Origin of the sequence: Nocardia niigatensis NBRC 100131, assembly GCF_000308655.1 — a bacterium.
GTDB lineage: Bacteria > Actinomycetota > Actinomycetes > Mycobacteriales > Mycobacteriaceae > Nocardia > Nocardia niigatensis.
This window is the reverse complement of the sequence record NZ_BAGC01000061.1, coordinates 21371-46736: the sequence shown is the minus strand read 5'-3', so window position 1 is coordinate 46736 and position 25366 is coordinate 21371. Positions and strand designations below refer to the sequence as shown.

Below are 25366 nucleotides of genomic sequence, written 5' to 3'. Positions count from 1 at the left end.
CAGTGCCGGGGCCTTCTTCTTTGCGCGGGAACTTCCGATCGGTGCTCAGGGGCTGTACCGTATTAAGCGACCGTGATTAGAACACGTTCTAGTTTTAGTGAAGGGGCTCGTCATGGCAGTGGCGCCGCAGAGTCGGGTTCGGAAAGTGCGCGAGATCGACGTGGGCGAGGCGCCCACGCGCTACGCACGCGGCTGGCATTGCCTCGGGCTCGCGAAGTCGTTCCGGGACGGCAAACCACATCAGATCTCCGCGTTCGGGACCAAGCTGGTGGTCTTCGCCGACAGCAAGGGCGAGTTGCACGTGCTCGACTCGTACTGCCGGCACCTGGGCGGCGATCTGAGCATGGGTGAGATCAAGGGCGATTCGATCGCCTGCCCGTTCCACGACTGGCGCTGGGGCGGCAACGGCAAGTGCACCGGGATTCCGTATGCGCGGCGCGTACCGCCGCTGGCGCGGACTCGCTCGTGGATCACCTTGGAGCGCAACGGTCAGCTGTTCGTGTGGCACGACCACGAGGGCAACCCGCCGCCGGACGAGGTGACCATCCCGTATATCGAGGGGCCTTACACCGACGCCGAGGGCAACGGCACCGAAAGCCTGGCCGACGGCTGGACCGAGTGGACCTGGGAGTCCATGATCATCGAGGGCTCCAACTGCCGCGAGATCATCGACAACGTCGTGGACATGGCCCACTTCTTCTACATCCACTACGCGTACCCGACGTTCTTCAAGAACGTCTTCGAGGGTCACGTGGCGACCCAGTACCTGGACTCCACGGCGCGTCCGGACAAGGGCATGGCCACCCAGTACGGCGGCAACTCGACGCTGAAGTCGGTGGCCTCGTACTTCGGTCCGTCTTACATGGTCAATCCGCTCATCAACAACTACAGCGGGTTCGAGCTCGAGACCGTCCTGATCAACTGCCACTACCCGATCTCGCAGGACGCGTTCGTGCTGCAGTACGGGATGTCGGTGCGCAAGCCGCAGGGCGTGGACGATGCCCAGGCCGATCGGATCGCCGAGAAGATGACCATCGGCATCGGTGAGGGCTTCCTGCAGGACGTCGAGATCTGGAAGCACAAGTCCAAGATCGAGAATCCGCTGCTGACCGAGGAGGACGGTCCGGTCTACCAGCTGCGTCGCTGGTACGACCAGTTCTACGTGGACGTCGCCGACATCGACCCGAAGTCGGTGCAGCGCTTCGAGTTCGAGGTCGACACCACCAAGGCCAATGAGGCGTGGGAGGCGGAGGTCGCCGAGAACCTCCGGCGCAAGGCGGAAGAGGACGCCGTCAGCCACTGACGGATCCGGTTCCGGGCGATCCGGGCGGGCGCGGTGATCCGTGCCCGCCCGGACGTTTTTCAGTGGGCGGCCGCGGTGACCGCGGCGATCAGGGCCTCGCTGGTGTAGGCGCGGCCGCCGATGCCCCAGGCGCCGTCGAGGGCATTGAGGATATTGACCCAGATGTCCTCGCGTCGATGGCCTTCGGTGGTGAGGCCCGCGACGATGTCGGTGGCCGCGGTGATGAAGGCGGCGCGGGCGGCCGGATCGGGCAGCCCGATATTGGGCAGCTTGAGCTCGACCATGACGATCGGCCGGTTCTCGCCGCCCGCGTAGATGTCCTGCGGCGGCAGCAGATGCACGCTGCCGCCGATGATTCCGGTGAAGAAGTCGTTGCCGGCGCCGCCGCTGACGTCGGCCAGGGCCGCGGTGAGGGCGGGCAGGATCTCGCGTTCGCCCCGGGTGGTGAGGATGCCGCGCGGGGCGGTCACGGTGATGGGCACTGGGCTCTCCGTTCTCGAAGACTAGTACGTACGTACTAGCGAGTCGAGTGTGTACTAGGATGGTCGTACTAGTCAACGGAGGAGGAAGAATGGCTGCGACCACGCGGGATCGGATGATCGACGCGGCCATCGACGCGCTGCAGAAGAAGGGCGTGGCGGGCATGTCCTTCACCGCGGTCCTGGATGCCAGCGGCGCCGCCCGCGGCGCGATCTATCACCACTTCCCCGGTGGCAAGGCCGAATTGGTGGCCACGGCCGCCGCCCGCAACGGCGACCAGGTGCGCGAGCGTCTGGCCGCGCTACCCGCCGCCGATCCGGTGACCCTGGTCGAGTCGTTCCTGGACCTGGTCCGCCCGGTCGTCGCCGCTTCGGCCGACGGCGCGGGCTGCGCCGTCGCCGCCGTCACCGTGGACCCCGAAAGCGGCGACCTGCGCACGGTGGCCGCCACCGCATTCGATTCCTGGACAGCCACACTCGCGGAACGCCTGACCGCCGCCGGCGCGGACCCGGCCGCCGCCGCGGACCTGGCGACCACTCTGCTCACCCTGCTCCAGGGCGCTCATGTCCTCTGCCGCGCCGCGGGCGCCATCGACCCCTTCGACCGAATGGCACGGGCCGCAACCGATCTGGTCCGCCACCGCTTCGCCTGAGACGACACATCCCCCGTGGGGCGCCGGGCGCTCCGCGGGGGACGGTCACATCTGTCTATATGGCTATCTGGTTGGCGAGCTTCGGTGAATCAGGTGGATTCGCCGTCGCGATGCTCCCGAGAGAGCTTGGCGAGGAAATCCGGATCATCTTCGGGACCGATAACGCGGTTGCGCCGAGTGGGTGCTGGGCCGGTGCCGGCCGATCGCTGGGGTCCGAAAGCCTTCCAGCACAGCATCGCGATGGCCACTACCGCGATGAGTGCCAACAGGTACGTCACGTCGCTCACCTCCTGACAACGAGGGTAATCCGAGTGCGTACCCGCGGCACGTGAAGCGGCTGTAATCCACTAGCTGAATCGGTGTTACACGCGGGTGGCCTCGGTGGTGAGGGACCGCAGGAGTTGCAGAACTTCTGATTCGCGGAACCGGCGGTGGCCGCCCGGAGTCCGCAGGGAGCCGAGCCGACCTGCGTGAGCCCAGCGGGTCACGGTCTTCGGATCGACGTGGAACAGGGCAGCGACCTGGCCTGGCGTGAGCAGAGTGTCCTGGCCGTTGACGGAACCCAATGCGCGGCTCGCCGCGGTGAACGCAGTCATTCGCAAACCTTTCCGTTTCGACAGATCCCTCATCAGTAGCGACATCGTTGCACTGCACCCCCTGGGTGTTCGAACGGTCTCGCTTTGGTAAAGGGGAAGTAATAGACAAAACGGATATCCGTTATGTGTTTACGGTCACGTTTGACCCCGATACAGCGAACTGTCAGCGACATACCTGCTGGTCGGATTGATATTTGCGCCGGGCCAGGGCCGCGGCGGCGCCCGAACCGCCGTCACCTACGCTGGACGCGTGAGTGATGCATCCCGGCCCGCAGGTGCGGGCCGCCGCCTGGCGCGCAGTTTGGCCCTCTACACGGTGGCCCGGCTCGGGCTGGTCGCCGCCATCACCGCGATCATCATCGGCGTGGCCGCCGCGGTGAAGGTGTCCATTCCGCTCATCGTGGCCCTGCTGTTCGGGCTGCTCATCGCGATGCCGGTGTCGCTGCTGCTGTTCCGGAACCTGCGCAAGCAGGTCAACAAGGACATCGCGGCCGTGGACGCCAAGCGCCGCCAGGACCGTGACCAGCTGATGTCGAGACTGCAGGGCAAGGACGAGCAGTGAAACGCTGCGATCGCAGCGCACCCAGGGACTGGGTCGACAATGCGGTCCGGCTGATCGACGCCGACACTCAGCGCAGCGCGGACACCCATCTGCTGCGCTACCCCCTGCCGCCGGAGTGGGGCGTCCAGCTCTATCTGAAGGACGAATCCACGCATCCGACCGGCAGTCTCAAACACCGCCTGGCGAGATCGCTGTTCCTCTACGCCATCTGTAACGGCTGGGTCACCGAGGGCACCACGGTGGTCGAGGCCTCCTCGGGGTCGACGGCCATCAGTGAGGCGTATTTCGCCAGCATGCTGGGCCTGGACTTCGTGGCCGTGGTCCCCGCCAAGACCTCGCCGGAGAAGCTGGCGCTCATCGAGGCCCAGGGCGGCCGCTGTCATCTGGTCGAACGCGCGCCCGACATCTATACGGAGGCGGCGCGTCTGGCGGACGAGACCGGCGGCCACTATATGGACCAGTTCACCAATGCCGAGCGGGCCACCGACTGGCGGGGCAACAACAACATCGCCGAGTCCATCTTCCAGCAGATGACGCTGGAGACGCACCCGGTGCCGGAGTGGGTCGTGGTGGGTGCGGGGACCGGCGGTACCAGCGCGACCATCGGCCGCTACCTGCGCTACAAGCGCCACGCGACCCGGCTGGCCGTGGTGGATCCGGAGAATTCCGCCTTCTACGGCGGTTACGAGGTCGACGATCTGGGCTATCAGACCGGAATGCCGTCGCGGATCGAAGGCATCGGGCGGCCGCGGGTGGAACCGTCGTTCGTGCCGAGCGTGGTGGACTGCATGATCGAGGTGCCGGACGCGGCCTCGGTGGCGACGGCCCGTCATGCGGGCGCGGTGCTGGGCCGGCGCGTGGGCGGGTCCACGGGCACCAATCTTTGGGGGGCCTTTGCCCTGATTGCCGACATGATCGCCGCGGACCGTACCGGCAGTGTGGTGACGCTGCTCTGTGATGGCGGAGACCGTTATGCCGGAACCTATTTCAATGACGAATGGGTTGCCGACCAGGGGCTGAGCTTGGCCGAGTCCACCGCGGTGCTGACCGAATTCATCGCCACCGGTACTTGGTCGGGATAGTTTTCGCATGGCACGACGGGTCGGCTGACGTCGGTCGGTCACCCATCGGAACGATTGCTGCTTATTTGCCGTAATGGCTTGGTTGGGCTCGGATCGTTAGCGGGCACAGCGTTTTTCGCGCGTCTCGACGGGGTGTGAGGCCCTCCGGGAGCGTTAATGGGGCTTGACAATTCGGGGGGTTTACGGACGACCGGACGGGTCACCGCGCTGGGTCGATCGACCGTCGTGCCGAGCACCAGAAGCCACGATTGCAGGCTCGAGGGGGTGCGCCACATATTGATCCGCATCTCGGTGATGGCGAGCGTGCGTGGCTCGCGAACCAGCTTGGTGAGATCGTTGCGTTCGGTGGTGACGGTGTCGGAGCGCCACAGCAGTCCGAAATCCGCGTCGGTGAGGCACTTCTCGAGGATCTGGCGGCCGCGCTCGTCATTGTCGCTGCGAGCCAGCTGCATACGAAACCGACCGGCCGCCATGCGAATCTCGGACTCCCAGTTCACCATGACGGTGCGCGAGATCGGATTGAAGATCAGCCATTCCAGGTAGTTCACGCCGGCGACGAGTTCTGGAAAGTACTCCAGGTGGGCGGCATTGACGGCGACGGTGTCCCAGAGCTCGGTGATGTACGCGCCGATGGCGGGGTTGAGCAGATCCAGGTACTCCCGGTCGGTGGCGGTGGGATGGTCGGCCTCGATGCGCGGCAGTGGTCCCTCGGCCAGTACCAGTGCGTACTCGAATTCGGCCGGCGGCAATTTCAGTGCGGTGCAGAGGGATTCGATGACCCGCCGGGACGGCGTGGCGCCGCCCTCGATCTTGGTCAGGTAGGGCACGGAGAGGTTGGCCAGCCAGGCCAGTTGGGGGCGCGTGAGGTTCGCGGTGGTGCGGCGCTGGCGAATGTATTCGCCGAACGTGGGAACTCCATCCATTTACTTAGGCAGACCTTACTTGTATGGCTGTAGGTACTCGCGCGGTTGCCGACGGATATCCGCACGGTCCCGGGGTGTGGGGTGTCCGGTATTCCGTTCTGCTCCAATAGTTTGAAACAACAACAAATCAGGAGTCGAATTGGGGCAGCAACCGCAGCGGGTCATAGGTGTGAATGTCACAGTCGGACCGTGGAAGATCTCATCGCCCTCCGGCCGGGCCGGCGCTCCGGCGCGCGGCGAGGTCGTCAATGCCTGGGAGCCAGCGGCTTTCGGTCTGTACGTCGACCGTGACGGTGACCTCTGGGAGAAGGAGCCGCGCGGCTGGCGGCTGCGGTTGCAGGACGGCGTCGCCGTCGAGCCCGATACCCTCTGGGACTGGACCGAAGGCTGCGTGCGCGACTTCGCGCCGTTCATTCCCTGGGGCTGAACGAGTCCCGCGCGCCGGGATTCCGGTTTCCCGGTCTCCTGACCGTCACGTGATGTTCGCTGGCGGCGAACACCCTTCCGATTGTGTCAATTTTCGTTGACATGCGCCGAGTGTCAACGTAAATTGACACTCATGAGTGAAGCAACGACTCTGGCGGCCGCCGCCGGCAGCCCCGACCCCCAGGTCGGGCTCCGCGCGGTGCTGGCGCTGCGCCGGTTGCTCGAGCGGCTCGAGGCCATCCAGGTCACCAATGCCCGCAAGCAGGGCTGGTCCTGGCAGGCCATCGCGGACGCGCTCGAGGTCAGCAGGCAGGCGGTCCACCAGAAGTACAACCGGAAGGGCGGAATCCGCTGATGTTCGAACGATTCGACAAGCCTGCCAGGACCGCGATCGTGATGGCCCAGGAGGAAGCGCGCGACCTGTGCGCCTCGGCCATCGAGGTCGAGCACATGCTGCTGGGGCTGCTCGCCTGCCCGGACCAGGGACTGCGGGAAATCCTTGCGGCACACGGCCTCACCGCGGAGGGCGTGCGAGAGGCCCTGGCCCGCAAGCGGACCGGTGAACCGCTCGGTGCGGAGGACGCGGCGGCCCTGCGCTCCATCGGCATCGATCTCGACGCCGTGCGCGAGAGCCTGGAGGCCACTTTCGGCGAGAACGCCCTCGACCAGGCGGCCGTGCCCGAGGAGGCATCGCGCTGGCGCAAGTACTGGGGCGCGGAAGGCGGTCCGCGCGGCCACATTCCGTTCACCGGGGACTCGAAGAAGGTCATCGAACTCTCGCTGCGGGAAGCGCTGTCGCGCAAGGACGATCACATCGAGGCCGCGCACCTGATGCTGGCCGTGTTGCGCGCGCCCAATGTCGTCACCGGCCGCCTGCTCGGCGGCGACGACGCGGTGCGCGCCCTCCGCGAGGCGGTGTCCGGCTACCTGGACCGCGCGGCCTGATCGGGCTCGCGCCACGGTCCGCCGCGGCCCGGATGTCCTGCCGCCGCGATCATCTGCCCCTACGATCGGGGCATGACGCTCCTGATACGTCTGCTGATCAACGGGGTGGCCATCTGGCTGGCCGCCGCTTGGGTGAGCGGCATCGAGATCAAGACACCCGAGGACACCACCCAGAGCAAGCTCCTGGTGATCGCGGCCATCACGGTGGTGTTCGCCCTGGTGAACACCCTGGTGAAACCGATCGTGAAGGTGCTCTCGTTCCCCTTCATCGTGGTCACGCTGGGCCTGTTCCTGCTGGTGATCAACGCGCTCATGCTGTGGCTGACCGCGAAGATCACCGGCACCACGGATTACGGCCTGCGCGTGGACGGTTTCTGGGCCGCGGTGCTCGGCGGCGTCATCATCTCGCTGGTGAACTGGGTGCTCGGCGTCCTGGTCCCGGACAACGACTGAGCCGGTGGTCGGTCAGGCGACGGCCAGCCCCACGGCCACCACGACCGACCAGACCAGCATCGCCTGACCGGTACCGGCGAGGGCGGGAATCAGTCCCGGCCCGTTCTTGCCGGTCCGCACCGGCTCGTTGGCGCGGATGGCCAGTGGCAGCGCGACCAGCGCGGCCAGGGTCCAGGGGCTGCGCCACACCAGCAGCGCGAGCGCGAGGAACGGGATCAGGATCAGCACCATGTGCAGGGTGCGGGTGTGCGCGTCGCCCAGCCGCACCGCCAGGGTGAGCTTGCCCGATTCGGTGTCGGTGGGGATGTCGCGCAGATTATTGGTGACCAGCACCGCGCTGGAGAACGCGCCGACCGACACCGCGCACACCAGTCCCGCCCAGTCGACCCGACCGGCCTGCACGAACTCGGTGCCCAGCACCGCCACCAGGCCGAAGAACACGAAGACCGCGATCTCACCGAAACCGCTGTAGCCGTACGGGTTCCGGCCGCCCGTATAGAACCAGGCCCCCGCCAGGCAGGCCGCGCCCACCAGGATCAGCCACCAGGCGCTGGTGATCACCAGCACCAGGCCGATCACCGCGCCGATGGCGAGGCAGGCGATGGCGGCATTGCGGACCGCGGCCGGGGCCGCCAGTTTGGAACCGACCAGCCGCAGCGGGCCGACCCGCTCGTCATCGGTGCCGCGAATGCCGTCGGAGTAGTCGTTGGCGTAGTTGACGCCGATGATCAGGGCCACCGAAAGCAGCAGGCAGAGTATCGCTTTCCACCACACGAACCCGCCGATCGAGGCCGCCGCTCCCGTGCCCGCGAGAACCGGGGCGATGGCGTTCGGGAGGGTGCGCGGCCGAGCGCCCTCGATCCACTGTGCTGCTGTAGCCATGCTTCGCAGCCTAGTGCGCGGGCCCGAGGCCGCGCCCGTCCGAGTGACCGGCCGAACTCGCGCGGGTCGCGGTCAGCTTTCGGCCGCGGCTTTGAGCTGGGCCAGCCCCTTCTCGAAATCCTTGCCCACCAGGCGATCCATCGGGAACAGCTTGCCGATGAGGGCCATCGCGGCGCTCTGCGTGCCGGTCATGCGCCAGGTCACGGCGGTGGTGTCGCCCTGCGGCCGGAATTCGAAGGTAACGTGGTTGGTGGCCTTGAAAGGCTTCTCGAAGTGCAGCCTGATGCCGATGGCGTCGGCGGTGGCGGAGGTGATCTCCATGTCGCCGCGGCCGGCCTTGCGATTGCCGCTCCAGTAGTAGCGGGCGCCGATGCCGCGGTCCGCCCCGCTGTAGACGCGTTCCATGGCGGGGTCGGTGTCCTCCCAGGGCGACCATTTGCGCCACTGGTGGAAGTCGTCGACGAGAGCCTGAACCTGCCCGGGATCGGCCTTGATGACCGTATCCCGGTGAATGTCGAATTCGGCCATGGCATGAGCCTAGGCGGTGCCGACCCCGAACGGCCTTTCCTCGATAAACCGGTTGAGCCGGGACCGGCGTGTCGGGTAAGCCGGGTCCGGTGCGACGGCCGGACACCTGGTCGTGCGCGTCCGGCGACCGCCCGCCCGCTCACCTACGATTGGCAAGGAATGAATGCGCACAACGGCAGTTCGAGCAGCACGGGAAGCGCGCGGGTGGCGAACGTGGGCGACTCGACCCTGGTGGCCCTGCTGGGCGAGATCGCGCTGCGCCGCGACGGCGCGCTGACCGCCGTACCCGGCGCCCGGGCCCGGCTGCTGGTGGCGGCGCTGGCCCTGAATCCCGGTCGCAGCCGCAGCGCCCAGGCGCTCATCGACGACGTCTGGGGTGAGAACCCGCCGCGCGCGCCCATGAACGCCCTGCACACCCAGGTCTCGCGTCTGCGCTCAGCGCTGCCCGAAGGTGCGCTCGAGATCGGCCCCGCCGGATACCGGCTGGTCCTGACCCCCGCGCAGGTCGATCTGACGCTGGCCCAGCAGCTGGAAAAGCAAGCCCGCCAAGCACATACGGTCGGCGATGCCGCCGACTGCCTGGAACTGCTGGCCATCGCGCGCGGACTCTGGCGCGGCGAACCCGCCGCCGACCTGCCGCCCGGCCCGGTCGCCGAGGAGCTGGCCACCCTGGCCGCCACCCGCCGCCGCGCCCTGGACGCTCTGGAACTCTCGGCCCGCGAGGCCGTCGGCGACCTGCCCGCCGCCATCGAACTGGCGCAGCACGCGGTGACCGCGGATCCGTTGGACGAGCCCGCACATGCCACCCTCATGCGGCTGCTCGCCGCGGCGAGCCGCACCAATGAGGCACTCGACGTCTTCGCGACCCTGCGCACGCGGCTCGTCGATCAGCTCGGCGCCGACCCGGGTCCGGCGCTGATCGCCTTGAACACCGCGATTCTGCGCGGGGAACCACTACCCGGGCAACAGAACTCCGGCAGTGCGCGTCCGGGTCCGGTCGGCGCGCCCGCTCAGGCCGCGGCGCAGGGATATCCGGTGGTCGTACCCGCCGTGGTGCCCGATCAGGACATGGCCGGTCCGGTCTCCTCGATCGATCACCATGGTCTGGGAACGCTGGGAGCCGTTCGCGTGCGGCGGGATTCGCCCGCCGACGGGCATGCGCCCGGTCGGGACGGTCTCGGTGTGGTGCGCCCCGCCCGCCGGACGGCCGGGGCCGCGCAGGCAGCCGGGCCACGAGAGCTGATGGGCGAGACCGCCATCGGGCTGCGGGCCGCGCCGAACCCGCTGCTGGGGCGGGAAACCGATCTGGCAGCGCTCGCGGAACTGCTGCGGACTTCCCGGGTCACCACCGTGCTCGGACCGGGCGGAACCGGCAAGACCCGGATCGCCAACGAGCTGGGTGCGCGGATGGCCCACGGGACCGCGGTCACGCTGGTGGAATTGGCTTCCTTGCGTGCGGAATCGGACGGTGTGGCCGAAACCCGCGTCGAGATCGAGGCGGCCATCGCGACCACTCTCGGCGTGGCCGACGTGGTGTGGGAAACCAACGCGCTGTGGCAGGCGCGTGGCCGCGATATTCGGCAGAAGTTGCGGGAGGCGCTCGGGTCGCGGCCGACCCTCTTGATCCTGGACAACTGCGAGCATCTCATCGAACCGGTGGCCGAGGTGGTCGCCGATCTCGTGGGAGTGAGCGATCAGCTGACCGTGCTCGCCACCAGCCGGGCGCCGCTGGAGATCACCGCCGAGGCCGTGTATCCGTTGCCGCCGTTGACCATCGATGCCGCCGGGTCACCGGCCACCGACCTGTTCGAGGCACGGGCCCGCGCGGTGCGCCCGTCGGTGCGATTGGATCCGGAGGTGGTGGCCAGGCTCTGCCGCAACCTCGACGGACTGCCGCTGGCCATCGAGTTGGCGGCCGCGCGGGTGCGCACGATGAGCGTGGAAGAGATCGAATCCCGCCTCGACCACCGATTCGCGCTGCTGCGCAGCGGAGATCGCAGTTCGCCGCAGCGGCATCGCACTCTGCACGCGGTGATCGAATGGAGCTGGAACCTGCTCGACGAGCCGCAGCGGGTGGCCCTGCGCCGGCTGTGCCGATTTCCCGCCGGATTCACGTCGGCCGCCGCCGACTATCTGCTGGATGGTCCCGAGATCGACGATCCCGCCCTGGCTGTCGAAGGTCTGGTGAGCCAGTCGCTGCTGACGGTACTGGAGGATGAGCAGGGCGGCACCCGCTACCGGATGCTGGAGACCGTGCGCGAGTTCGGTGAGGAACAGCTGACCTTCACCGGCGAGTCCGATCTGGTCATGGCACGAATGTCGAAGTGGGCCAGGGACTTCGCGGTGGAGACCGCGCGTCGGTTCCACACCGAGGAACAGGTGCCCGCGGTCCTGAGCCTGGGCGCGGACATGGACAACCTGATCGCGGTGCTGCGTCACGGGCTGGAGCGGCGGGACGCAGAGACCGTGCACACGGTGTTCCCGGTGCTGGCCGGACTGTGGATGCTACGCGGCGCGCACGCCGAACTGATCAGCTGGTCGGGGCGCATCATCGCGCTGCCGCCCACGACCTTCCCGACCGTCGCGGCCCAGACCGACCTGTACGTCCAGGGGCAGTTGCTGCTCGGCATGCACATGATGTTCGGTGGCCCCGAGCTGCGCCGGGTGGGACGGGTGCGGGCCACGATTCGCCGCATTCTGTCGTCGGGAGCACCGATGAGCCCGATCGCACGGTATCTCGGCGAGCTGGCCACCCGCTCCCGCAACTCCACGCAGCTGGCCCGGCGGCTGAGCGCGGGCGTCCGGTCTCCGGACGAGCAGATCCAGGTCGCGGCACTGCTGTTGCGCGCCAACCTGTGCGAGAACGACGGCCGGGTGTACCGCTCGATCCTGGACGCCGAGATCGCCCTGCGCATCAGTGGCGAGCGGGACACCTGGGCCGCCGCCATGACCACGCAACATCTCGGCAGCATGCACGGTCAGTCGGCGCGTTACCCCGAGGCGGTCGGGTACTACCGGCGGGCCGTCGCGCTGCTCGAGAAGCTGCGGGCCTGGGACGAAGCCGTGGAGGTCCGCGGTCTGCTGGCGATCACGCTCGCGGGCACCGGGCAGCCCGCGGCCGCCCGGCTGGCGCTCGAACCGGCCCTCGCGGTGGCGGGTGACCTGCCCATCGACGCCCCGGTGACCAAGCCCAACCACCGGATCGCCGCGGTGGCGGCCGCGCGGGCGGAAATCGAACTCGCCGAGGGGGATATCGACACCGGCCTGCGCCGATTCCGGCAGGTGCCCGCCCTGATGGACTGGCCGCACAATGTCGCGATGCCGGGACCGGCGACCCTGATCTTCGTCTCGGCCGTCATCGATGCCCACGTGCTCCACGGCCGTGCCGACCAGATGCGCCGCACCGCATCGGAACTCACCGACAAGGCGGTCCGCATCGTCGGCGACCAATTCTGGGACCTACCCCAGATAGGTTCGATGAGCTGCGCCATCGGCACCTATCTGCTCGCCACCGGTCGGCACGTGGACCGCGGCCTGGAGCTGATAGTCCTGACCCCCAAGGTCTTCGGCCGCCAGGACTACCCGTCCACCCAATGGCAACGCCACCTCGACCTGCACCGCCCCACCCTGGGCGAGGACCGCATCGCCACCGCCCTGAATTCGGTTGCGGGACTGGGTCGGCGCAGAGCCGCCGAACGAATCATGGGGCACCTGAAGGTGATCGACGGCACCCTCTGACCCGCGGGTCCGGAGCGACAACGCTCACGCGCCCGGCGAACCCAGTGCCCCGCACAGGGTGTCGCGGAGCCAGCGCTGGGTGGGGTCGGCGTCGAGGCGGGCGTGCCAGAGCAGACGGATATCGACCTCGGGGAGGGGCGCGGGGATGGGGAACCAGCGCAGGCCCGGGGGCCGGCCGTACTGCTCGGCGAGGCGCTGCGGGACCAGGTCGATTGGGGGTCTACGAAACCAGCAGGGCGGCAAGGGCGGAAGTGGGGACGACCGCGGCGACATGGCGCTGCAGGGCCGCCGCGGCGAGCGCGTCATCGAGCGGCCCCCCGGGCCCGGCCGCGGCGCGACGCCGAGACATGCGGGTACCGGCACAGCTGTGCCAGGGTCGGGCGGCGGTGCCGGCCCAGCGGGCTGTCGGCGCGCACGATGCCGACAACGCGTTCGCGGTACAGCACGGCGGTCCGGTGTCGGGGGCCGTGGCGGTCTCGGCTTCGGCCTGGACATGTCCGCGTCGAACACCCACACCGGCCGCCTGCTCTCCCGGAACCCGGCCGGGCCGAAGTTGCTGGCGGACATCGGATCCGGCGCCTACACCGCGCCTGAGCGAGTGCCGCCGCGCGCACCGGACGCTGATCTCCGTCGCGCCAACGGGAAACGCCCGTCCACCGGAATCGGTGGACGGGCGTTCCAATCGCGGGGCCGGCGGGCGCGTCAGGCGCGGCGCATGTAGGCCTTCACCGCGAGCGGGGCGAAGATCGCGATCACCAGGATGGAGCCGACGACGGAGTACACCAGATTGGAGCTGTACACATTGCTGTTCATCAGCTCTCGGGCCGCATCCACCATGTAGTAGATGGGGTTGGCCTTGTTGAGGCCCTGGAGCCAGCCCGGCATCGTCGACACCGGGGCGAACGCGCCCGACATGAAGGTCAGCGGGAACATGATCATCATCGAGATGCCCTGCACCGCGGGCGCGCTCTTGCCGGTGATGCCGATCAGCGCCCAGATCCAGCTGATCGCGAAGGAACAGAAGACCACCAGCAGGCCGGCGACGATCACGGCCACGAATCCGCCGTGCGGGCGGTAACCCAGGATGAGCCCCATCACGATCGTCAGCGACCAGGCCAGGCCGTATCGCACCATGTCCGCGAGCAACGCGCCCGCCAGTGCCGAAATGCGGGCGATGGGAAGGGATTTGAAGCGGTCGAAGACGCCCTTGTCCATGTCCTCGCGCAGCTGGGTGCCGGTGACCACCGAGGTCAGCACGACGGTCTGGACGAGGATGCCCGGAATCAGGATGGGCAGGTAGTCGTGCACATTGCCGCCGATCGACCCACCGAAGATGTAGGCGAACAGCGCGGTGAACAGGATCGGCTGAATCGTGACGTCGAACAGCTGCTCCGGGTTGTGCTTGATCTTGAGGATGCCGCGGTAGGCCATGGTCAGCGAATTCGCCACGGTCTGCCGGAGCGGAATATGGTCGGTCACTTCGGGAATGGGCGCGGCCGTTGCCGCGTGCCGCCCGGTGGGGGCTGGAAGAGTCGTGGTCATGCCGCGCTCCGTTCGGTCTCGTCGGTGTCGGTCTCGGCCGCGTGGCCGGTGAGGGCGAAGAACACCTCGTCCAGGCTCGGCTTGGCCACATTGATCTCGTCGACCCGGATGTCGGCCTCGCGCAACCGGATCAGGACGTCGGTGGTGATGCTGGGATCGGGCAGCGGTGCGGTGATGCGCCCCGCCTCGGGGGTGATGGTGGCCTCGACGGTCCGGCCCGCCGCGCGGGACAGCATCTCGCCCACCAGGTTTCGCGCCTCTTCGATTCGATCGCGGTCGGTCAGTGTCAGCTGCAGCGCGGACAGCCCGACCGAGGACTTGAGTTCGTCGGAGGTGCCGTCGGCGATGACCCTGCCGTGGTCGATGACCGCGATCCGGTCGGCCAGCTGGTCGGCCTCGTCCAGGTACTGGGTGGTGAGCAGCACCGTCGAGCCCTCGCTCACCAGCCGGCGGATGGTGTCCCACATCTGGGCGCGGGTGCGCGGGTCCAGACCGGTGGTCGGCTCGTCCAGGAACAGCAGCGGCGGACGTGCGATCAGGCTGGCGGCCAGATCCAGGCGGCGCCGCATGCCGCCGGAGAAGTTCTCCAGGGCCTTGTCGGCGGCCTCGGTCAGGCCGAATTCCTCGAGCAGTTCCGCGGATTTGCGCCGCGACTCCGTCTTGGACAAGCCCAGCAGCCGCGAGAAGATCACCAGATTCTCGGTGGCCGTGAGCTTTTCGTCGACGGACGCGTACTGGCCGGTGACGCCGATCAGCGACCGCACGGCCGTCGGCTCGGCGACCACGTCGCGGCCGAAGATGCGGGCGCTGCCGCCGTCGGGACGGAGCAGGGTCGCGAGCATGCGGATGGTCGTGGTCTTGCCGGCCCCATTGGGTCCCAGCACGCCGTAGACAGCTCCCCGCGGCACCGCGAGACTCACGCCGTCGACGGCCCGCTGCTCCCCGAAGACCTTGACCAAGCCGTCCGCCTCGATGGCGAGAGTCTCAGCAGGTGTGTAAGAAGTCATGACCACACCATGCGGGCCCGGCCTTGCACCCCCCTTGCACGGCGATTGCATGCCCCACGCAAGTGGGGGGCGACACCCGCTAGTTGCGCGTGGCGGAGAGCAGAACCTCGCGGAGTTTCGCCCGGTCGGGCTTGCCGGGGCCGCGGAGGGGGAGTTCGTCCAGGACGGCCAGTTCGCGCGGTGCGGCGATGGCGTCGAGTTCGGCGACCACATGGTCGCGCAGTTCGTCGAGGCTCGGCGCGGTCGTCCCCGGCGCGGGCACGATGGCGGTGGCCACGCGCTGGCCGAGGCGATCGTCGGGCAGGCCCAGGACCACGCACTCGGACACCGCCGGATGGGTGATCAGCACGGCCTCGACGACCTGCGGGATGACCAGCAGGCCACCGGTCATGATGGCCTCGTCGAGGCGACCGGTGATGGTCAGCACGCCATCCTCGAAGTACCCGGCGTCCTCGGTGCGGAACCAGCCGGGCTCGGCGAAGGCGGGATGGTCGGGGATATTGCGGTAGCCCTTGGCGACGGTGTCGCCGCCGAGCAGCACCCGCCCGTCCTCGATGCGTACCCGCGTGCCCGTCAGCGGTACTCCCTCGTACACGCAGCCGCCGCAGGTCTCGCTCATGCCGTAGGTGCGGAACACCGTGATGCCCGCCGCGCGGGCCCGGTCCAGCACCGGTTTCGGGGTGGCCGCCCCGCCGACCAGTACGCCGTCCAGGTCGGCGAGCGCCGCGGTGGCGGCCGGCTCGTCGAGGACCTTGATCAGCTGGGTCGGGACCAGCGAGGTGTAGCGGCGTGGCCCGCGCATGGCCGAGATCGCGCCGACCAGGGCCTCCGGCAGGAAGCCGCCGGAGACGTCCAGCACGGTCGGCTCGGTCCCGGCCAGAATGCTGCGCAGCAGCACCTGGATGCCCGCGATGTGATGGGTCGGCAGAGCCAGCAGCCACTGCCCGGGTCCGCCCAGGCGCTCGTGGGTGGCGTCGCCGCTGGCCCGCAGATTGGCCGCGGTGAGCATGGCGCCCTTGGGGTTTCCGGTGGTGCCGGAGGTGGTGACCACCAGGGCCACGTCGTCGTCGATCTCCTCGCCGGGCCGCAGGCTGCCACTCAGGCGCTGGGTCTCGCGGCGGTCGGCGGTGGGCACCGGGAGCCAGGCGGGACCGTTGCCCTCCAACGCTTCTCGCAGATGCGGCAATACATCGCCCACCGCTGCGCCGGTGGGCATGGGGAGGATTCGGAGGGTATTGCTCACGTTCGCGATCGTGTCATTCCGTGGGGTGGCGGCGCGCGCTGGGGTCGGCGGCCGGGTGTCGATGCTGCAGGGTCTCGTGCGGTCAGTCGGACGTCGGTGTCGCCAGCGGCCATCCACCGGCTGCGAGCCGGGAGGCCACCCGAGCGATATCGTCCTCGCCGGGCTGCTCCTTGGCAACTCGGGCGATGGCGGCCTCGATGTCGGTGCGCTCGACGTCGGAGGTCGCCACCCGTTCGCTGATCAGCTCGGCCACCACCAGCTGCACCTCGTAGTCGGTGAGCCGCCGGTGCAGCACCGCGAGCAGCGCCACATAGTCCGACTGCGGAATGCCCTGCGGGTATCCGGCTTTCAGCCAGTCCAGCACCTTCTGCAGGACGTTCTGGCGCGGCGGCGGGGTGTGGGCGAGTTCGGTGCTCGCCTGGTCGGTGTGTTCGGGGGTGCTCACGAGCGTGCCTTTCGGTGAGGCGGCGTCACGCGCCGAGCAGGTGAATTCCGAGTCGGGAGGCCAGGAAGCCGCGTGCGATGAAGAGCACACCGGTGACCACCGCGATCATGACCACCGCGAAGCAGGCCAGGGACGCGGCCAGGGCGGCGGTGCGGGTGGCGCCGGTGGCGCCGTCGTCGACCTGGGCCCGCAGGCGGATGCCGAGGGCGAAGACGGTCGGCAGCCCGGCCCCGAAGAGCAAGGCGGCCAGCACGACTCGCCACAGGTCGGAGAGGTTGTGCAGGAGCGTGTGCATCGCGGTCCCCTAGCCGATTCCGACGGTGTCGTCATTGCGGCGTCCGGCGCCGTCGCCGTTTCCGTGGGCCGCGGGGTTGTGCTCGGGGCCGGCCGCGCCGTTGCCGATGCGACCGGTCGGGGCAGCCGGCGGCGTCGGGGCGGCCTCGCCGCCCCACTCCTCGGTGACGTTGCGCGAGTTGACCACCGCGCGCTTGGACCGGTACCAGATGAACGCGGCCATGGCGATCAGCAGCGCCAGCACCACCAGCACGCCGGCCGTGCCGCCGATGCCGTGCAGGATCGCCCAGCAGAGCGCGCCGGCCACGCCGGCCAGCGGCAGCGTCAGCACCCAGGCCACCACCATGCGGCCGAGCACGCCCCAGCGCACCTCGGCGCCCGGGCGGCCGATGCCGGAGCCGAGGATGGATCCGGTCACCACCTGGGTGGTGGACAGCGGCAGGCCGAAGTGGGCCGAGGTGAGAATGATCGCCGCACTGGTGGATTCGGCGGCGAAGCCCTGCGGCGGCGCGATGTCGACCAAGCCCTTGCCCAGGGTGCGGATGATGCGCCAGCCGCCGAGGCAGGTGCCGGCGGCCATGGCGATGGCGCAGGACACGATGACCCACAGCGGCAGCGGGTCGCTGGCCTTGGCCGAGCCGTGCGCGATGAGCGCCAGGAAGATGATGCCCATGGTCTTCTGCGCGTCATTGGTGCCGTGCGCCAGTGAGACCAGGGAGGCGGTGCCGATCTGTCCCCAGCGGAAGCCACGGGACACGGTCTGTTCGTTGGTGCCGCGGGTGATCCGGTACACCACCCAGGAGGCGATGGCGGCCACCAGCGCGGCCACGACGGGGGAGAGCACGGCCGGGATGATGATCTTGGCGAGCACGCCTTTGCTGCCCGCGGTCCAGATCACCCCGTGCCAGCCCAGCGCCGCGATGGTGGAGCCGATGATGCCGCCGAACAGCGCGTGCGAGGAACTCGATGGCAAACCCAACAACCAGGTGAACAGATTCCACAGGATCCCGCCGACGAGTCCGGCGAAGACGATGTCCAGCAGGGCGCGGCCGCTGACCTCCGACAGGTCCACGATGCCTTCGGCGACCGTGGCCGCGACGGCGACACTGAGGAACGCGCCGACCAGATTCAGTGCTCCGGACAGGAGTACGGCGGTACGCGGGGGGAGGGCACCGGTGGCGATGGAGGTGGCCATCGCGTTCGCGGTGTCGTGAAATCCGTTTGTGAAGTCGAATGCCAAGGCTGTGCAAACAACGATCAGCAGAACGAGCAGTTCGGCAGACACACCGATCAGTTTGCGTCATGCCATTTACGCTCTGTTAACCGGTGCCCCCGGACGCATTTCACAGTTACCTTCGTGCTAAGGGGCCGTCCGCCGCGTTCAGTCGCCCCGGGTGTCGCGCCGGAGCGGGTGATTCGCCGGCACCTCCACGAGCACCAGCGGCGTCCCGTCGGGATCGCGGATCCACATCTCGATGAGTCCCCACGGTTCGCGCTTGGGCGCGCGTTCGATGGCGACCCCGCGCAGCGCGAGTTCCGCGGCGGCGTCGTCACAGTCGCGCACCTGCAGCCAGATCGCGCCGGCGAACCCGCTCGGGGCGTCGCCGGCGCGCCCGTGCGCGGCGATCTCGAGCAGTGACTGCCCCGCGAAAAAGACCGTCCCGCCCGGATACTCGCGGGCCACGGCCAGCGCCAGCGCGTCGCGATAGAACTCGAGCGTCCGGTCGTAGTCGCGGGGCCGCAGGATTACCCGACTGCTCAGTATCTCCATGAGTGCAGCATGACAGCCGCGGGTTTCGCGGCGACCGGATTCGTGGTCAGAAATACCAGGGGTAGGGCTTCCAGTCCGGTTCGCGCTTCTCGAGGAAGGCGTCGCGGCCCTCGACGGCCTCGTCGGTCATATAGGCCAGGCGGGTGGCCTCACCCGCGAAGAGCTGCTGACCGACCAGTCCGTCGTCGGTGAGATTGAAGGCGTACTTCAGCATTCGAATGGCCTGCGGCGACTTGCCGAGAATGTCGGCGGTCCATTCCAGCGCGACGTCCTCGAGCTGCTCGTGGTCCACGACCGCGTTGACCGCACCCATCTGGTGCATCTCCTCCGCGGTGTAGGGCCGGCCCAGGAAGAAGATCTCGCGAGCGAACTTCTGCCCCACCATCTTCGCGAGGTAGGCGCTGCCGTACCCGGCGTCGAAGCTGCCCACGTCGGCGTCGGTCTGCTTGAACCGCGCGTGCTCGCGCGAGGCCAGGGTGAGGTCGCAGGTGACGTGCAGGCTGTGGCCGCCGCCCGCCGCCCAGCCGTTGACCAGTGCGATGACCACCTTGGGCATGAAGCGGATGAGCCGCTGCACCTCGAGGATGTGCAGCCGCCCGGCGCGCGCCGCGTCCACGGTGTCGGCGGTCTCGCCGGAGGCGTACTGGTAGCCGCTGCGCCCGCGGATGCGCTGATCGCCGCCGGAGCAGAAGGCCCAGCCGCCGTCCTTGGGGCTGGGGCCGTTCCCGGTGAGCAGGACCGCGCCGACATCGGAGCTCATGCGGGCGTGATCGAGGGCGCGGTAGAGCTCGTCGACGGTGTGCGGCCGGAAGGCGTTGCGTACTTCGGGGCGATCGAAGGCGATTCGAACCGTCCCCTGCTCGACGTGCCGGTGGTACGTGATGTCGGTGAGGTTCTCGAATCCCGGGACGGGCCGCCACAGCGTCGCATTGAAGGTCACCCGAGTGAACATACTGTTCCGGCTCCCGGCGTGGTGAAGACCCACCGCAGTTCGGCGCGGTGTTTTGCGTGTCGTGTCCTATTTCGGCAGCGGAATTCAGCCATCCGGCAAGGGCGCTGGTTGTTAGCGGGCGGCGTTGCCTGGACCCTCGGGGGGTCGCTTGTTACCCGTGGGAAATGAATGCGAGTCGAACGGGCGCTGAAAGTGAAACGCTGCCAATCGATTGCGGAGGGCTTACAGTGCTGTTGCTGCTGCGGCAGTAGGCAGCGCATCGGCATCGTGTGCGCGGGGGCGCCGATGCGTATAGTTGCGTGCGCTCGATCATCGAAAAACTATCCGGAGGAACCTGAAAGTGGTTGCAGCACTGTCTGAATCCCTGCTCGATGACGCCAAGCGTCAGGCCTTCATCGCCGATGCGGAGAAGGTTCTGGACGAGGAGGTGTCGGACAAGGGCGGCGCGTCGGGCCTCGTCGTCAAGGGCGGCTATGCCGCGATCAAGAAGGTCAGCCCCTCGATCGTGGGCGACGCGCTGGCGTCCTTCGCCCCCAAGTTCGTCGAGCAGCTGGAGCCGTACTGGGCCGAGTACCAGAACGGTGGCGCGGGTTCGTTTGCCGAGCTGCTGGTCGCCAAGCAGGACGAGGTGGCCGACGCGCTGCTGTCGGTGACCGACGCTCGGGCCGAGGCGTCCTCGCGCCCGGCGCTGACCAAGGTCTACAACTCCATGCGTTCGTCGGCGAAGAAGCATGTCGCCGAGGCCCTTCCGCGCGTGGGTGACCTGGTCCAGAAGCACGCCGGCTAATCAGATCGATCGGTTCGCGGCCCGGCGAGGGGCCGCGAACAGTCGCGGTCGGCCGTATGTGGACAGCGAATGCCCGCCGAGGTGGTTCGGGGGCACTCGCCCGGTTCCGTCCGCGGCGCCGATTCAGCCCTGGGGCTTGCCGACTCGCCAGTACCCGGTGAAAGTGATGTCCGCCTTGGGGATTTCGCGCTCCTGCACCAGATGCCGCCGCACGCCCGCGGCCAGCTGCTGCTCTCCCGCCACGAAGGCGTAGACGCCCGCACCGGGAAGCTCCGCTCCGCGCACGGCCTCCGCCGCCAGCGCGCCGATCTCGCCGTGTGCCTCCGTGCGGACCAGCCAGTTCACCTGCACGCCTTCGGGTTCGCCCAGTTCCTGCTGGTCCTCGGCGGATGGGAGCTCGAGATACGCCGCGCCCTTCGCGTCCCGCGGCAGCGACCGCAGCACGCCCGCGATGGCGGGCAGCGCGCTCTCGTCGCCCACCAGTAGCGTCCAATCGCTGTGGTCGGGAGCCTGATACGTGATGCCCTCGTCCAGCAGGCCGACCTGGCAGCCGGGGGTGGCGCTGTTGGCCCAGGCGGAGGCGGGGCTGTCATCGCCGTGTGAGACGAAGTCGATATCGATCTCGGCCGTGCTGCCGAACTCCCCGAAACCGGCGGCCCGGTAGTCCCGCACCGTGTAGTTGCGCGCCAGCGGCCGGTGCTTCTTGCCCATCATGAGGTACTGCGCGTACCAGCCGAGGTTGCTCGCGGAGGTGGGCAGCTCGAGGTTGCCGTCGCGTCCGGGCATGAACAGCCGGAACCACTGGTCGTAGCCCATGGCGGTGAATCCGGCCAGGCCGGGGCCGCCGAGGGTGACGCGGACGAAATGGGGGCTGATCCGTTTGCCGGCCAGGACCTCCGCGGTGAGGATCTCGCGGTGCTCGGGCTTGACATGTTTGCTGCGCTTCGCCATTGGCTTAGGTTAGCAAACCCTAACTTGTTGACGCGGGTGTGAGCGGGCCGACGCAGCGCGGCGGGCGGCTGTCTGAGAGGCTGGAGGCGTGAATCCTTCGACAGCACAGGCGCACGTCGTCGTCGACGAGCTCGCGCGCGGCGGAGTGCGGGACGTGGTCCTGTGCCCCGGTTCGCGAAATGCGCCGCTGGCCTTCGCCTTACAGGCGGCCGACCAGGCCGGGCGGATACGGCTGCACATGCGCATCGATGAGCGTTCCGCCGGGTTCCTGGCCGTCGGCCTGGCCGCCGCCGGCGGCCGCCCGGTGCCTGTCGTCATGACCTCCGGCACCGCCGTGGCCAATCTGGGCCCGGCCGTCCTCGAGGCCAACTACGCCCGGATCCCGCTGATCGTGCTGAGCGCCAACCGCCCGTACGAGATGCTCGGCACCGGAGCCAACCAGACCGTCGAGCAGTTCGGTCTCTTCGGTAGCCAGGTGCGTGCCGCCATCAGCCTCGGCCTCGCCGAGACCGAGGCGGGCGACGACCTGTTCGCCAAGCAGAACAGCGTGTGGCGCTCGGCCGTGTGCCGCGTGCTGGCCGCCGCCCGCGGCACCCGCTCCGGCAATGCCGGGCCGGTGCACTTCGATATCCCGCTGCGCGAACCGCTGGTGCCGGACCTGGCCGCCGGGGAGGCGCTGCCGCCCGGCCGGGGCGACGACAAGCCTTGGACCGCAACGCAATACGCCACCCTGGATGTTCCGCTGGACATCGACCTGACCCCGGACACCGTGGTCATCTCCGGTCACGGCGCGGGCCATCGGCCCGAACTCGCGGCCTTGCCCACGGTGGCCGAACCGACCGCGCCCATGCACGGCCCGGCGCTGCATCCGCTGGCGCTGCCGCTGCTGCGGCCGAAGCAGGCCATCATCACCGGCCGGCCCACCCTGCACCGCCAGGTGTCGCGGGTGCTGTCGGATCCGGAGATCACGGTGTACGCGCTGACCACCGGCCCGCGCTGGCCCGATGTGTCCGGCAATGTGGTGGGCACCGGCACCCGCGCGGTCACCCACGGCACCCCGCGGCCGGAGTGGCTGGAGCTGTGCCGGGATCTGAACGAGAAGGCAGTCGGCGTCGTCCGCGCCGAGCTGGCCGGGCACCCGAAGCCGACCGGCCTGCATGTCGCGGCGGTGGTGATGGACGCCCTGCACGACGGCGACCAGCTGCTGCTCGGCGCCTCGAACCCGGTCCGCGACGCCGCGCTGGTCTCCCAGCCGCGGCCCGGCGTCCGGGTGCTGTCCAACCGCGGCGTGGCCGGCATCGACGGCACCGTCTCGGCCGCGGTCGGCGCGGCCCTCACCCATACGGGCCGCACCGTCGCGCTGATGGGCGACCTGACCTTCCTGCACGACGCGTCCGGCCTGCTCATCGGCCCGGGCGAGCCGCGGCCGGAGGACCTCACCATCGTGGTGGCCAATGACGACGGCGGCGGCATCTTCGAACTGCTCGAGCAGGGCGATCCGCAGTACGCGGGCGTGTTCGAACGGGTCTTCGGCACCCCGCACGGCATGGATCTGGCCGCGCTGTGCGCCGCCTATCGCATTCCGCACCGGCAGGTCGATCCCGTGCAGCTGGCGGCCGAGCTGACCGGCAGCGCGCACGGCATACGGGTGCTCGAGGTCGCGACCGAGCGGTCGAGCCTGCGGGAACTGCACGCCACGGTGCGGGCGGGCGTGTCGAAGTAGTCCCGTCGCGAACGGCTCAGCCCCGAACGGCGCCGGTCAGGATTCGCTGCCGACGTCCGGCTCGTAGTCGTCGTCCATGGGGACGGGGATCGCCTGCTCGACGAGATCCCCTTCGGAGGCGGTCCAGCCGCTGTCGTCGGCGGGCAGCGAGGGGGTCTCCGAACCTGCGTCGAGCGTCTCGGAGTCTGCCTCGTCCGCCGTGTAGGCGGGGGTCCTCTGCTCTACGTAGTCGGCCTCGGGCACCGCGTCGATGCTTTCGGTCATCGCTGGCTCCTCTCTGCCGGGGTGGGCGGCCGTGCAGTCGGGCACTTCCGAGGATGCCCCTGTTCACCCCGGGCGGCAACCGTCCGGGCTTCACTCGCCGGGCAGCGCCGCGTCGTCGGCGGGGTATTCGACCAGGGCGAGTACCCGGCCCGCCATGAACCGGGCGGTGCGGACCTGCCCTCCGGTGCGCGTCACCTCGCTGACCTCAACGATGCCCCGCGCGATGCGGGTCTCGATGCGGCGGCCCGCTCTGGTCGCCATGATTTCGTAATTCCGAGACCCGTCACCGGTGTCGACGACGATCTCCACGCGATCACCTTTCATCTCTCAATTCTCCTCCCTACCAGCGACTTTCGCCGCTGATCCGGCCTAACGAACCGGTTGCGACACCGCGCCGCAAGCACATTCCGGGGGCGCCGCCGGGCCGTGCGATGAATTCCGCCGTGCCGTTCCGTCCTTATCGGTGACCGGGCCGCACCGGTGGTTCGGCATGTCCGCGGGAGGAACCATGACCACACCGGCATTCGATCTCGAAGCCGCCGCGAGCGCGCTGGAGACCGTCGTCGCCGCCATCGCGGAGGCTGATTTCGACCGCAGCACGCCGTCCGGGATCAGCGTGCGCGACATGCTCGTTCATGCGCTGGGCTTCACCGAGGGTTTCCGGCAGGGCGCCACCAAGGAGATGATCGGCCGCTCCCAGCGGCCGGCGCCCGGAGTCGGCGAACTCCCCGAGGATTGGCGCGACCGCATTCCGATGCAGCTGAAGGCGCTGGTGGCGGCCTGGCGCGAGCCTGCGGCCTGGTCCGGTGACACCGAGGTCGGCGGGGTGCTCGGGCCGGCCCCGCAGATGGCCATGTTCGCCCTGGACGAGCTGGTGATTCACGGCTGGGACCTGGCCCGCGCGACCGGACAGCGCTTCGAACCGCCCGCGGCCGATCTGGCCGTCCTGCTCGGCATGCTGCGCGATACCCCGCGTGCGGGGATTCCCGGGCTCTTCGGGCCGGTCATCGACATTCCCGCCGAAGCCCCGCTGTTCGACCGTGTGCTCGGCCTCACGGGCCGCGATCCGGCCTGGGTGGCGGACTAGTCGATGGATTCCGGTGCGCCGGAGACGAATACGCCCCGCGCGGCGGCCAGCGCGGCGGCCGTTGCGGCGGTGCGCGCTGCCGCCTCGTCCAGTGGATCGCCGCTGACCAGCAACCGGTAGTAGAGCGGGGCCGAGACGGCGGAAAGCACTGCGCGCGCGTCGGTTCCGGGCGGGACCTCGCCGCGCGCGACGGCCGCCTCGACGCAAGGCGACCACTCGGCGAGCCGGGTGTCGTAGAAGGCGCGCAGGGCCGCGGCGGCGGTGTCGTCGCTGGTGGCGGCGGCGATGACGGCCCGGAAGAGGCGGCCCTGCCGGGCATCGGTGAGGGTCTTCCCGACCAGTCGCGCATTGGCGAGCAGGTCGCCGCGCAGGCTGCCGGTATCGCTGTGGGGGAGTGAGGTTTCGGCCATGTCGGCCAGCAGGTCGGCGACCAGTCCCGCGGGGGTGCGCCAGCGCCGGTAGACGGTGGTCTTGCCGACCTCGGCGCGTGCGGCCACCTCGGCCAGGTCGAGGGTGGCGAAGCCGTGGTCGGCCAGCAGGTCGCCGGCGGCGCGCAGCACGGCCTCGCGGACGCGGGCGGTGCGCCCGCCCGGGCGGACGGAGCCGGGGATCGGATCGGCGGTGTCCTCCGCTGTTCGGGTGTCCCAGGTTCCGTGCGTATCCCGGCTCATAACGGTTCTCCAGTTCCATTTGCGACGGGCCGAGTGTAGCGTCCTGGGTGTTAATGAAA

At 69.1% G+C, this 25366-nt stretch carries 32 protein-coding genes; 12 read left to right on the top strand and 20 right to left on the bottom strand.

Going from position 1 to position 25366, the window contains the following annotated elements; translation table 11 throughout:
• The first annotated feature begins 112 nt into the window (after nt 1-112).
• Nucleotides 113-1303, top strand: a complete 1191-nt coding sequence (locus tag ON33_RS27835) for a 3-ketosteroid-9-alpha-monooxygenase, oxygenase component (RefSeq protein ID WP_040862128.1) — start codon at nt 113-115, stop codon at nt 1301-1303.
• 59 nt (nt 1304-1362) lie between these two features.
• Here ON33_RS27835 and ON33_RS27830 read toward each other — a convergent pair whose 3' ends face one another.
• Complete coding sequence (locus tag ON33_RS27830; protein ID WP_040862063.1) at nt 1363-1785, bottom strand: hypothetical protein; 423 nt, start codon at nt 1783-1785, stop codon at nt 1363-1365.
• A gap of 89 nt (nt 1786-1874) precedes the next feature.
• Here ON33_RS27830 and ON33_RS27825 point away from each other — a divergent pair, with 89 nt between their 5' ends.
• A complete protein-coding gene (locus ON33_RS27825) occupies nt 1875-2435 on the top strand; it encodes a TetR/AcrR family transcriptional regulator (RefSeq protein WP_040862062.1) in 561 nt (186 codons plus the stop codon).
• 89 nt (nt 2436-2524) lie between these two features.
• Here the strand turns inward: ON33_RS27825 and ON33_RS27820 are convergent, their stop codons facing one another.
• Entirely contained in the window at nt 2525-2713 is a 189-nt protein-coding gene (locus tag ON33_RS27820; RefSeq protein WP_040862127.1) for a hypothetical protein, read from the bottom strand.
• 84 nt (nt 2714-2797) lie between these two features.
• Nucleotides 2798-3031: a BldC family transcriptional regulator gene (locus tag ON33_RS27815; RefSeq protein ID WP_051152909.1), complete on the bottom strand. Its 234-nt coding sequence runs from the start codon at nt 3029-3031 to the stop codon at nt 2798-2800.
• A 250-nt stretch (nt 3032-3281) separates the two neighbouring features.
• On the opposite strand from ON33_RS27815, the gene ON33_RS27810 reads away from it, so the two are divergent.
• Together ON33_RS27810 and cds1 are read left to right on the top strand one after the other, a co-directional pair.
• Nucleotides 3282-3593: a DUF4229 domain-containing protein gene (locus ON33_RS27810; protein ID WP_040862061.1), complete on the top strand. Its 312-nt coding sequence runs from the start codon at nt 3282-3284 to the stop codon at nt 3591-3593.
• Nucleotides 3590-4675 (top strand): L-cysteine desulfhydrase Cds1, encoded by a 1086-nt coding sequence (gene cds1, locus ON33_RS27805; RefSeq protein ID WP_040862060.1) that lies wholly within the window; start codon nt 3590-3592, stop codon nt 4673-4675. Before ON33_RS27810 ends, cds1 begins: the two co-directional genes overlap by 4 nt.
• Nucleotides 4676-4713: 38 nt before the next feature.
• On the opposite strand, the gene ON33_RS27800 is transcribed toward cds1, so the two are convergent.
• Entirely contained in the window at nt 4714-5598 is an 885-nt protein-coding gene (locus tag ON33_RS27800; RefSeq protein ID WP_040862059.1) for a helix-turn-helix domain-containing protein, read from the bottom strand.
• A gap of 139 nt (nt 5599-5737) precedes the next feature.
• Here ON33_RS27800 and ON33_RS27795 point away from each other — a divergent pair, with 139 nt between their 5' ends.
• The 4 genes from ON33_RS27795 (at nt 5738) to ON33_RS27780 (ending at nt 7422) form a co-directional block, all read left to right on the top strand.
• Nucleotides 5738-6025, top strand: a complete 288-nt coding sequence (locus tag ON33_RS27795) for a hypothetical protein (RefSeq protein WP_157184763.1) — start codon at nt 5738-5740, stop codon at nt 6023-6025.
• A 132-nt stretch (nt 6026-6157) separates the two neighbouring features.
• The gene (locus ON33_RS27790) at nt 6158-6379 is read left to right on the top strand and encodes a helix-turn-helix domain-containing protein (protein ID WP_033089567.1); all 222 of its coding nucleotides are present in this window, start codon (nt 6158-6160) and stop codon (nt 6377-6379) included.
• On the top strand, nt 6379-6969 hold the full coding sequence (locus tag ON33_RS27785; protein ID WP_040862057.1) for a Clp protease N-terminal domain-containing protein: 591 nt from the start codon (nt 6379-6381) through the stop codon (nt 6967-6969). The genes ON33_RS27790 and ON33_RS27785 overlap by 1 nt, the downstream gene beginning before the upstream one ends.
• 72 nt (nt 6970-7041) lie before the next feature.
• Nucleotides 7042-7422: a phage holin family protein gene (locus ON33_RS27780; RefSeq protein ID WP_040862056.1), complete on the top strand. Its 381-nt coding sequence runs from the start codon at nt 7042-7044 to the stop codon at nt 7420-7422.
• A gap of 12 nt (nt 7423-7434) precedes the next feature.
• On the opposite strand, the gene ON33_RS27775 is transcribed toward ON33_RS27780, so the two are convergent.
• Together ON33_RS27775 and ON33_RS27770 are read right to left on the bottom strand one after the other, a co-directional pair.
• A complete protein-coding gene (locus tag ON33_RS27775) occupies nt 7435-8304 on the bottom strand; it encodes a 1,4-dihydroxy-2-naphthoate polyprenyltransferase (RefSeq protein WP_040862055.1) in 870 nt (289 codons plus the stop codon).
• A 72-nt stretch (nt 8305-8376) separates the two neighbouring features.
• Entirely contained in the window at nt 8377-8832 is a 456-nt protein-coding gene (locus tag ON33_RS27770) for an SRPBCC family protein (RefSeq protein ID WP_040862054.1), read from the bottom strand.
• A 159-nt stretch (nt 8833-8991) separates the two neighbouring features.
• Here ON33_RS27770 and ON33_RS27765 point away from each other — a divergent pair, with 159 nt between their 5' ends.
• A complete protein-coding gene (locus ON33_RS27765; protein ID WP_051152908.1) occupies nt 8992-12570 on the top strand; it encodes an AfsR/SARP family transcriptional regulator in 3579 nt (1192 codons plus the stop codon).
• 24 nt (nt 12571-12594) lie between these two features.
• Here the strand turns inward: ON33_RS27765 and ON33_RS42880 are convergent, their stop codons facing one another.
• The 10 genes from ON33_RS42880 to ON33_RS27720 form a co-directional block, all read right to left on the bottom strand.
• On the bottom strand, nt 12595-12813 hold the full coding sequence (locus ON33_RS42880; protein ID WP_218001523.1) for a type 2 periplasmic-binding domain-containing protein: 219 nt from the start codon (nt 12811-12813) through the stop codon (nt 12595-12597).
• Complete coding sequence (locus ON33_RS44095; RefSeq protein WP_281033243.1) at nt 12791-12919, bottom strand: hypothetical protein; 129 nt, start codon at nt 12917-12919, stop codon at nt 12791-12793. The genes ON33_RS42880 and ON33_RS44095 overlap by 23 nt, the downstream gene beginning before the upstream one ends.
• Nucleotides 12920-13272: 353 nt before the next feature.
• Nucleotides 13273-14112, bottom strand: a complete 840-nt coding sequence (locus tag ON33_RS27755) for an ABC transporter permease (protein ID WP_040862052.1) — start codon at nt 14110-14112, stop codon at nt 13273-13275.
• Nucleotides 14109-15119: a daunorubicin resistance protein DrrA family ABC transporter ATP-binding protein gene (locus tag ON33_RS27750; protein ID WP_040862125.1), complete on the bottom strand. Its 1011-nt coding sequence runs from the start codon at nt 15117-15119 to the stop codon at nt 14109-14111. Before ON33_RS27750 ends, ON33_RS27755 begins: the two co-directional genes overlap by 4 nt.
• Nucleotides 15120-15198: 79 nt before the next feature.
• Nucleotides 15199-16335, bottom strand: coding sequence for an o-succinylbenzoate--CoA ligase (gene menE / locus ON33_RS27745; RefSeq protein ID WP_040862051.1), 1137 nt, complete (start codon nt 16333-16335; stop codon nt 15199-15201).
• Nucleotides 16336-16444: 109 nt separating this feature from the next.
• Nucleotides 16445-16807 (bottom strand): DUF3349 domain-containing protein, encoded by a 363-nt coding sequence (locus ON33_RS27740; RefSeq protein WP_083869350.1) that lies wholly within the window; start codon nt 16805-16807, stop codon nt 16445-16447.
• A gap of 25 nt (nt 16808-16832) precedes the next feature.
• On the bottom strand, nt 16833-17102 hold the full coding sequence (locus tag ON33_RS27735; protein WP_040862050.1) for a hypothetical protein: 270 nt from the start codon (nt 17100-17102) through the stop codon (nt 16833-16835).
• Nucleotides 17103-17111: 9 nt separating this feature from the next.
• A complete protein-coding gene (locus ON33_RS27730; protein ID WP_083869349.1) occupies nt 17112-18386 on the bottom strand; it encodes an inorganic phosphate transporter in 1275 nt (424 codons plus the stop codon).
• Nucleotides 18387-18482: 96 nt separating this feature from the next.
• Nucleotides 18483-18872 carry a VOC family protein gene (locus tag ON33_RS27725; RefSeq protein ID WP_040862049.1) on the bottom strand — a complete coding sequence of 130 codons (390 nt, stop codon included), beginning with the start codon at nt 18870-18872 and terminating at the stop codon, nt 18483-18485.
• A gap of 46 nt (nt 18873-18918) precedes the next feature.
• Complete coding sequence (locus ON33_RS27720) at nt 18919-19812, bottom strand: 1,4-dihydroxy-2-naphthoyl-CoA synthase (protein WP_040862122.1); 894 nt, start codon at nt 19810-19812, stop codon at nt 18919-18921.
• A 352-nt stretch (nt 19813-20164) separates the two neighbouring features.
• On the opposite strand from ON33_RS27720, the gene ON33_RS27715 reads away from it, so the two are divergent.
• Nucleotides 20165-20611 carry a DUF6918 family protein gene (locus tag ON33_RS27715; protein WP_040862048.1) on the top strand — a complete coding sequence of 149 codons (447 nt, stop codon included), beginning with the start codon at nt 20165-20167 and terminating at the stop codon, nt 20609-20611.
• Nucleotides 20612-20734: 123 nt separating this feature from the next.
• Here ON33_RS27715 and ON33_RS27710 read toward each other — a convergent pair whose 3' ends face one another.
• Complete coding sequence (locus ON33_RS27710) at nt 20735-21562, bottom strand: siderophore-interacting protein (protein ID WP_040862047.1); 828 nt, start codon at nt 21560-21562, stop codon at nt 20735-20737.
• A gap of 88 nt (nt 21563-21650) precedes the next feature.
• Between ON33_RS27710 and menD the strand changes: the two genes are divergently transcribed.
• Nucleotides 21651-23285: a 2-succinyl-5-enolpyruvyl-6-hydroxy-3-cyclohexene-1-carboxylic-acid synthase gene (gene menD / locus ON33_RS27705; RefSeq protein ID WP_040862046.1), complete on the top strand. Its 1635-nt coding sequence runs from the start codon at nt 21651-21653 to the stop codon at nt 23283-23285.
• A gap of 36 nt (nt 23286-23321) precedes the next feature.
• Here the strand turns inward: menD and ON33_RS27700 are convergent, their stop codons facing one another.
• Together ON33_RS27700 and ON33_RS27695 are read right to left on the bottom strand one after the other, a co-directional pair.
• Entirely contained in the window at nt 23322-23549 is a 228-nt protein-coding gene (locus tag ON33_RS27700; protein WP_040862121.1) for an Rv3202a family protein, read from the bottom strand.
• Nucleotides 23550-23639: 90 nt separating this feature from the next.
• Complete coding sequence (locus ON33_RS27695; protein ID WP_040862045.1) at nt 23640-23873, bottom strand: DUF8836 family protein; 234 nt, start codon at nt 23871-23873, stop codon at nt 23640-23642.
• Between the two features lie 184 nt (nt 23874-24057).
• Here ON33_RS27695 and ON33_RS27690 point away from each other — a divergent pair, with 184 nt between their 5' ends.
• Nucleotides 24058-24636: a TIGR03086 family metal-binding protein gene (locus ON33_RS27690; protein WP_040862120.1), complete on the top strand. Its 579-nt coding sequence runs from the start codon at nt 24058-24060 to the stop codon at nt 24634-24636.
• Here the strand turns inward: ON33_RS27690 and ON33_RS27685 are convergent.
• Complete coding sequence (locus ON33_RS27685; RefSeq protein WP_083869348.1) at nt 24633-25307, bottom strand: TetR/AcrR family transcriptional regulator; 675 nt, start codon at nt 25305-25307, stop codon at nt 24633-24635. The genes ON33_RS27690 and ON33_RS27685 overlap by 4 nt on opposite strands.
• Nucleotides 25308-25366: the final 59 nt, after the last annotated feature.

What these genes read in the sequence shown, in the direction of transcription:
- ON33_RS27690 (WP_040862120.1), top strand. Translation starts at nt 24,058, where the DNA reads ATGACCACACCGGCATTCGATCTCGAAGCCGCCGCGAGCGCGCTGGAG.
- ON33_RS27780 (WP_040862056.1), top strand. Translation starts at nt 7,042, where the DNA reads ATGACGCTCCTGATACGTCTGCTGATCAACGGGGTGGCCATCTGGCTG.
- ON33_RS44095 (WP_281033243.1), bottom strand. Translation starts at nt 12,919, where the DNA reads ATGTCTCGGCGTCGCGCCGCGGCCGGGCCCGGGGGGCCGCTCGATGAC.
- ON33_RS27735 (WP_040862050.1), bottom strand. Translation starts at nt 17,102, where the DNA reads ATGCACACGCTCCTGCACAACCTCTCCGACCTGTGGCGAGTCGTGCTG.
- ON33_RS27710 (WP_040862047.1), bottom strand. Translation starts at nt 21,562, where the DNA reads ATGGCGAAGCGCAGCAAACATGTCAAGCCCGAGCACCGCGAGATCCTC.
- ON33_RS27770 (WP_040862054.1), bottom strand. Translation starts at nt 8,832, where the DNA reads ATGGCCGAATTCGACATTCACCGGGATACGGTCATCAAGGCCGATCCC.
- ON33_RS27825 (WP_040862062.1), top strand. Translation starts at nt 1,875, where the DNA reads ATGGCTGCGACCACGCGGGATCGGATGATCGACGCGGCCATCGACGCG.
- ON33_RS27750 (WP_040862125.1), bottom strand. Translation starts at nt 15,119, where the DNA reads ATGACTTCTTACACACCTGCTGAGACTCTCGCCATCGAGGCGGACGGC.
- ON33_RS27790 (WP_033089567.1), top strand. Translation starts at nt 6,158, where the DNA reads ATGAGTGAAGCAACGACTCTGGCGGCCGCCGCCGGCAGCCCCGACCCC.
- ON33_RS27695 (WP_040862045.1), bottom strand. Translation starts at nt 23,873, where the DNA reads ATGAAAGGTGATCGCGTGGAGATCGTCGTCGACACCGGTGACGGGTCT.
- menE (WP_040862051.1), bottom strand. Translation starts at nt 16,335, where the DNA reads ATGCCCACCGGCGCAGCGGTGGGCGATGTATTGCCGCATCTGCGAGAA.
- ON33_RS27725 (WP_040862049.1), bottom strand. Translation starts at nt 18,872, where the DNA reads ATGGAGATACTGAGCAGTCGGGTAATCCTGCGGCCCCGCGACTACGAC.
- ON33_RS27765 (WP_051152908.1), top strand. Translation starts at nt 8,992, where the DNA reads ATGAATGCGCACAACGGCAGTTCGAGCAGCACGGGAAGCGCGCGGGTG.
- ON33_RS27835 (WP_040862128.1), top strand. Translation starts at nt 113, where the DNA reads ATGGCAGTGGCGCCGCAGAGTCGGGTTCGGAAAGTGCGCGAGATCGAC.
- ON33_RS27800 (WP_040862059.1), bottom strand. Translation starts at nt 5,598, where the DNA reads ATGGATGGAGTTCCCACGTTCGGCGAATACATTCGCCAGCGCCGCACC.
- ON33_RS27775 (WP_040862055.1), bottom strand. Translation starts at nt 8,304, where the DNA reads ATGGCTACAGCAGCACAGTGGATCGAGGGCGCTCGGCCGCGCACCCTC.
- ON33_RS27700 (WP_040862121.1), bottom strand. Translation starts at nt 23,549, where the DNA reads ATGACCGAAAGCATCGACGCGGTGCCCGAGGCCGACTACGTAGAGCAG.
- ON33_RS27785 (WP_040862057.1), top strand. Translation starts at nt 6,379, where the DNA reads ATGTTCGAACGATTCGACAAGCCTGCCAGGACCGCGATCGTGATGGCC.
- ON33_RS27815 (WP_051152909.1), bottom strand. Translation starts at nt 3,031, where the DNA reads ATGACTGCGTTCACCGCGGCGAGCCGCGCATTGGGTTCCGTCAACGGC.
- ON33_RS27685 (WP_083869348.1), bottom strand. Translation starts at nt 25,307, where the DNA reads ATGAGCCGGGATACGCACGGAACCTGGGACACCCGAACAGCGGAGGAC.
- ON33_RS27755 (WP_040862052.1), bottom strand. Translation starts at nt 14,112, where the DNA reads ATGACCACGACTCTTCCAGCCCCCACCGGGCGGCACGCGGCAACGGCC.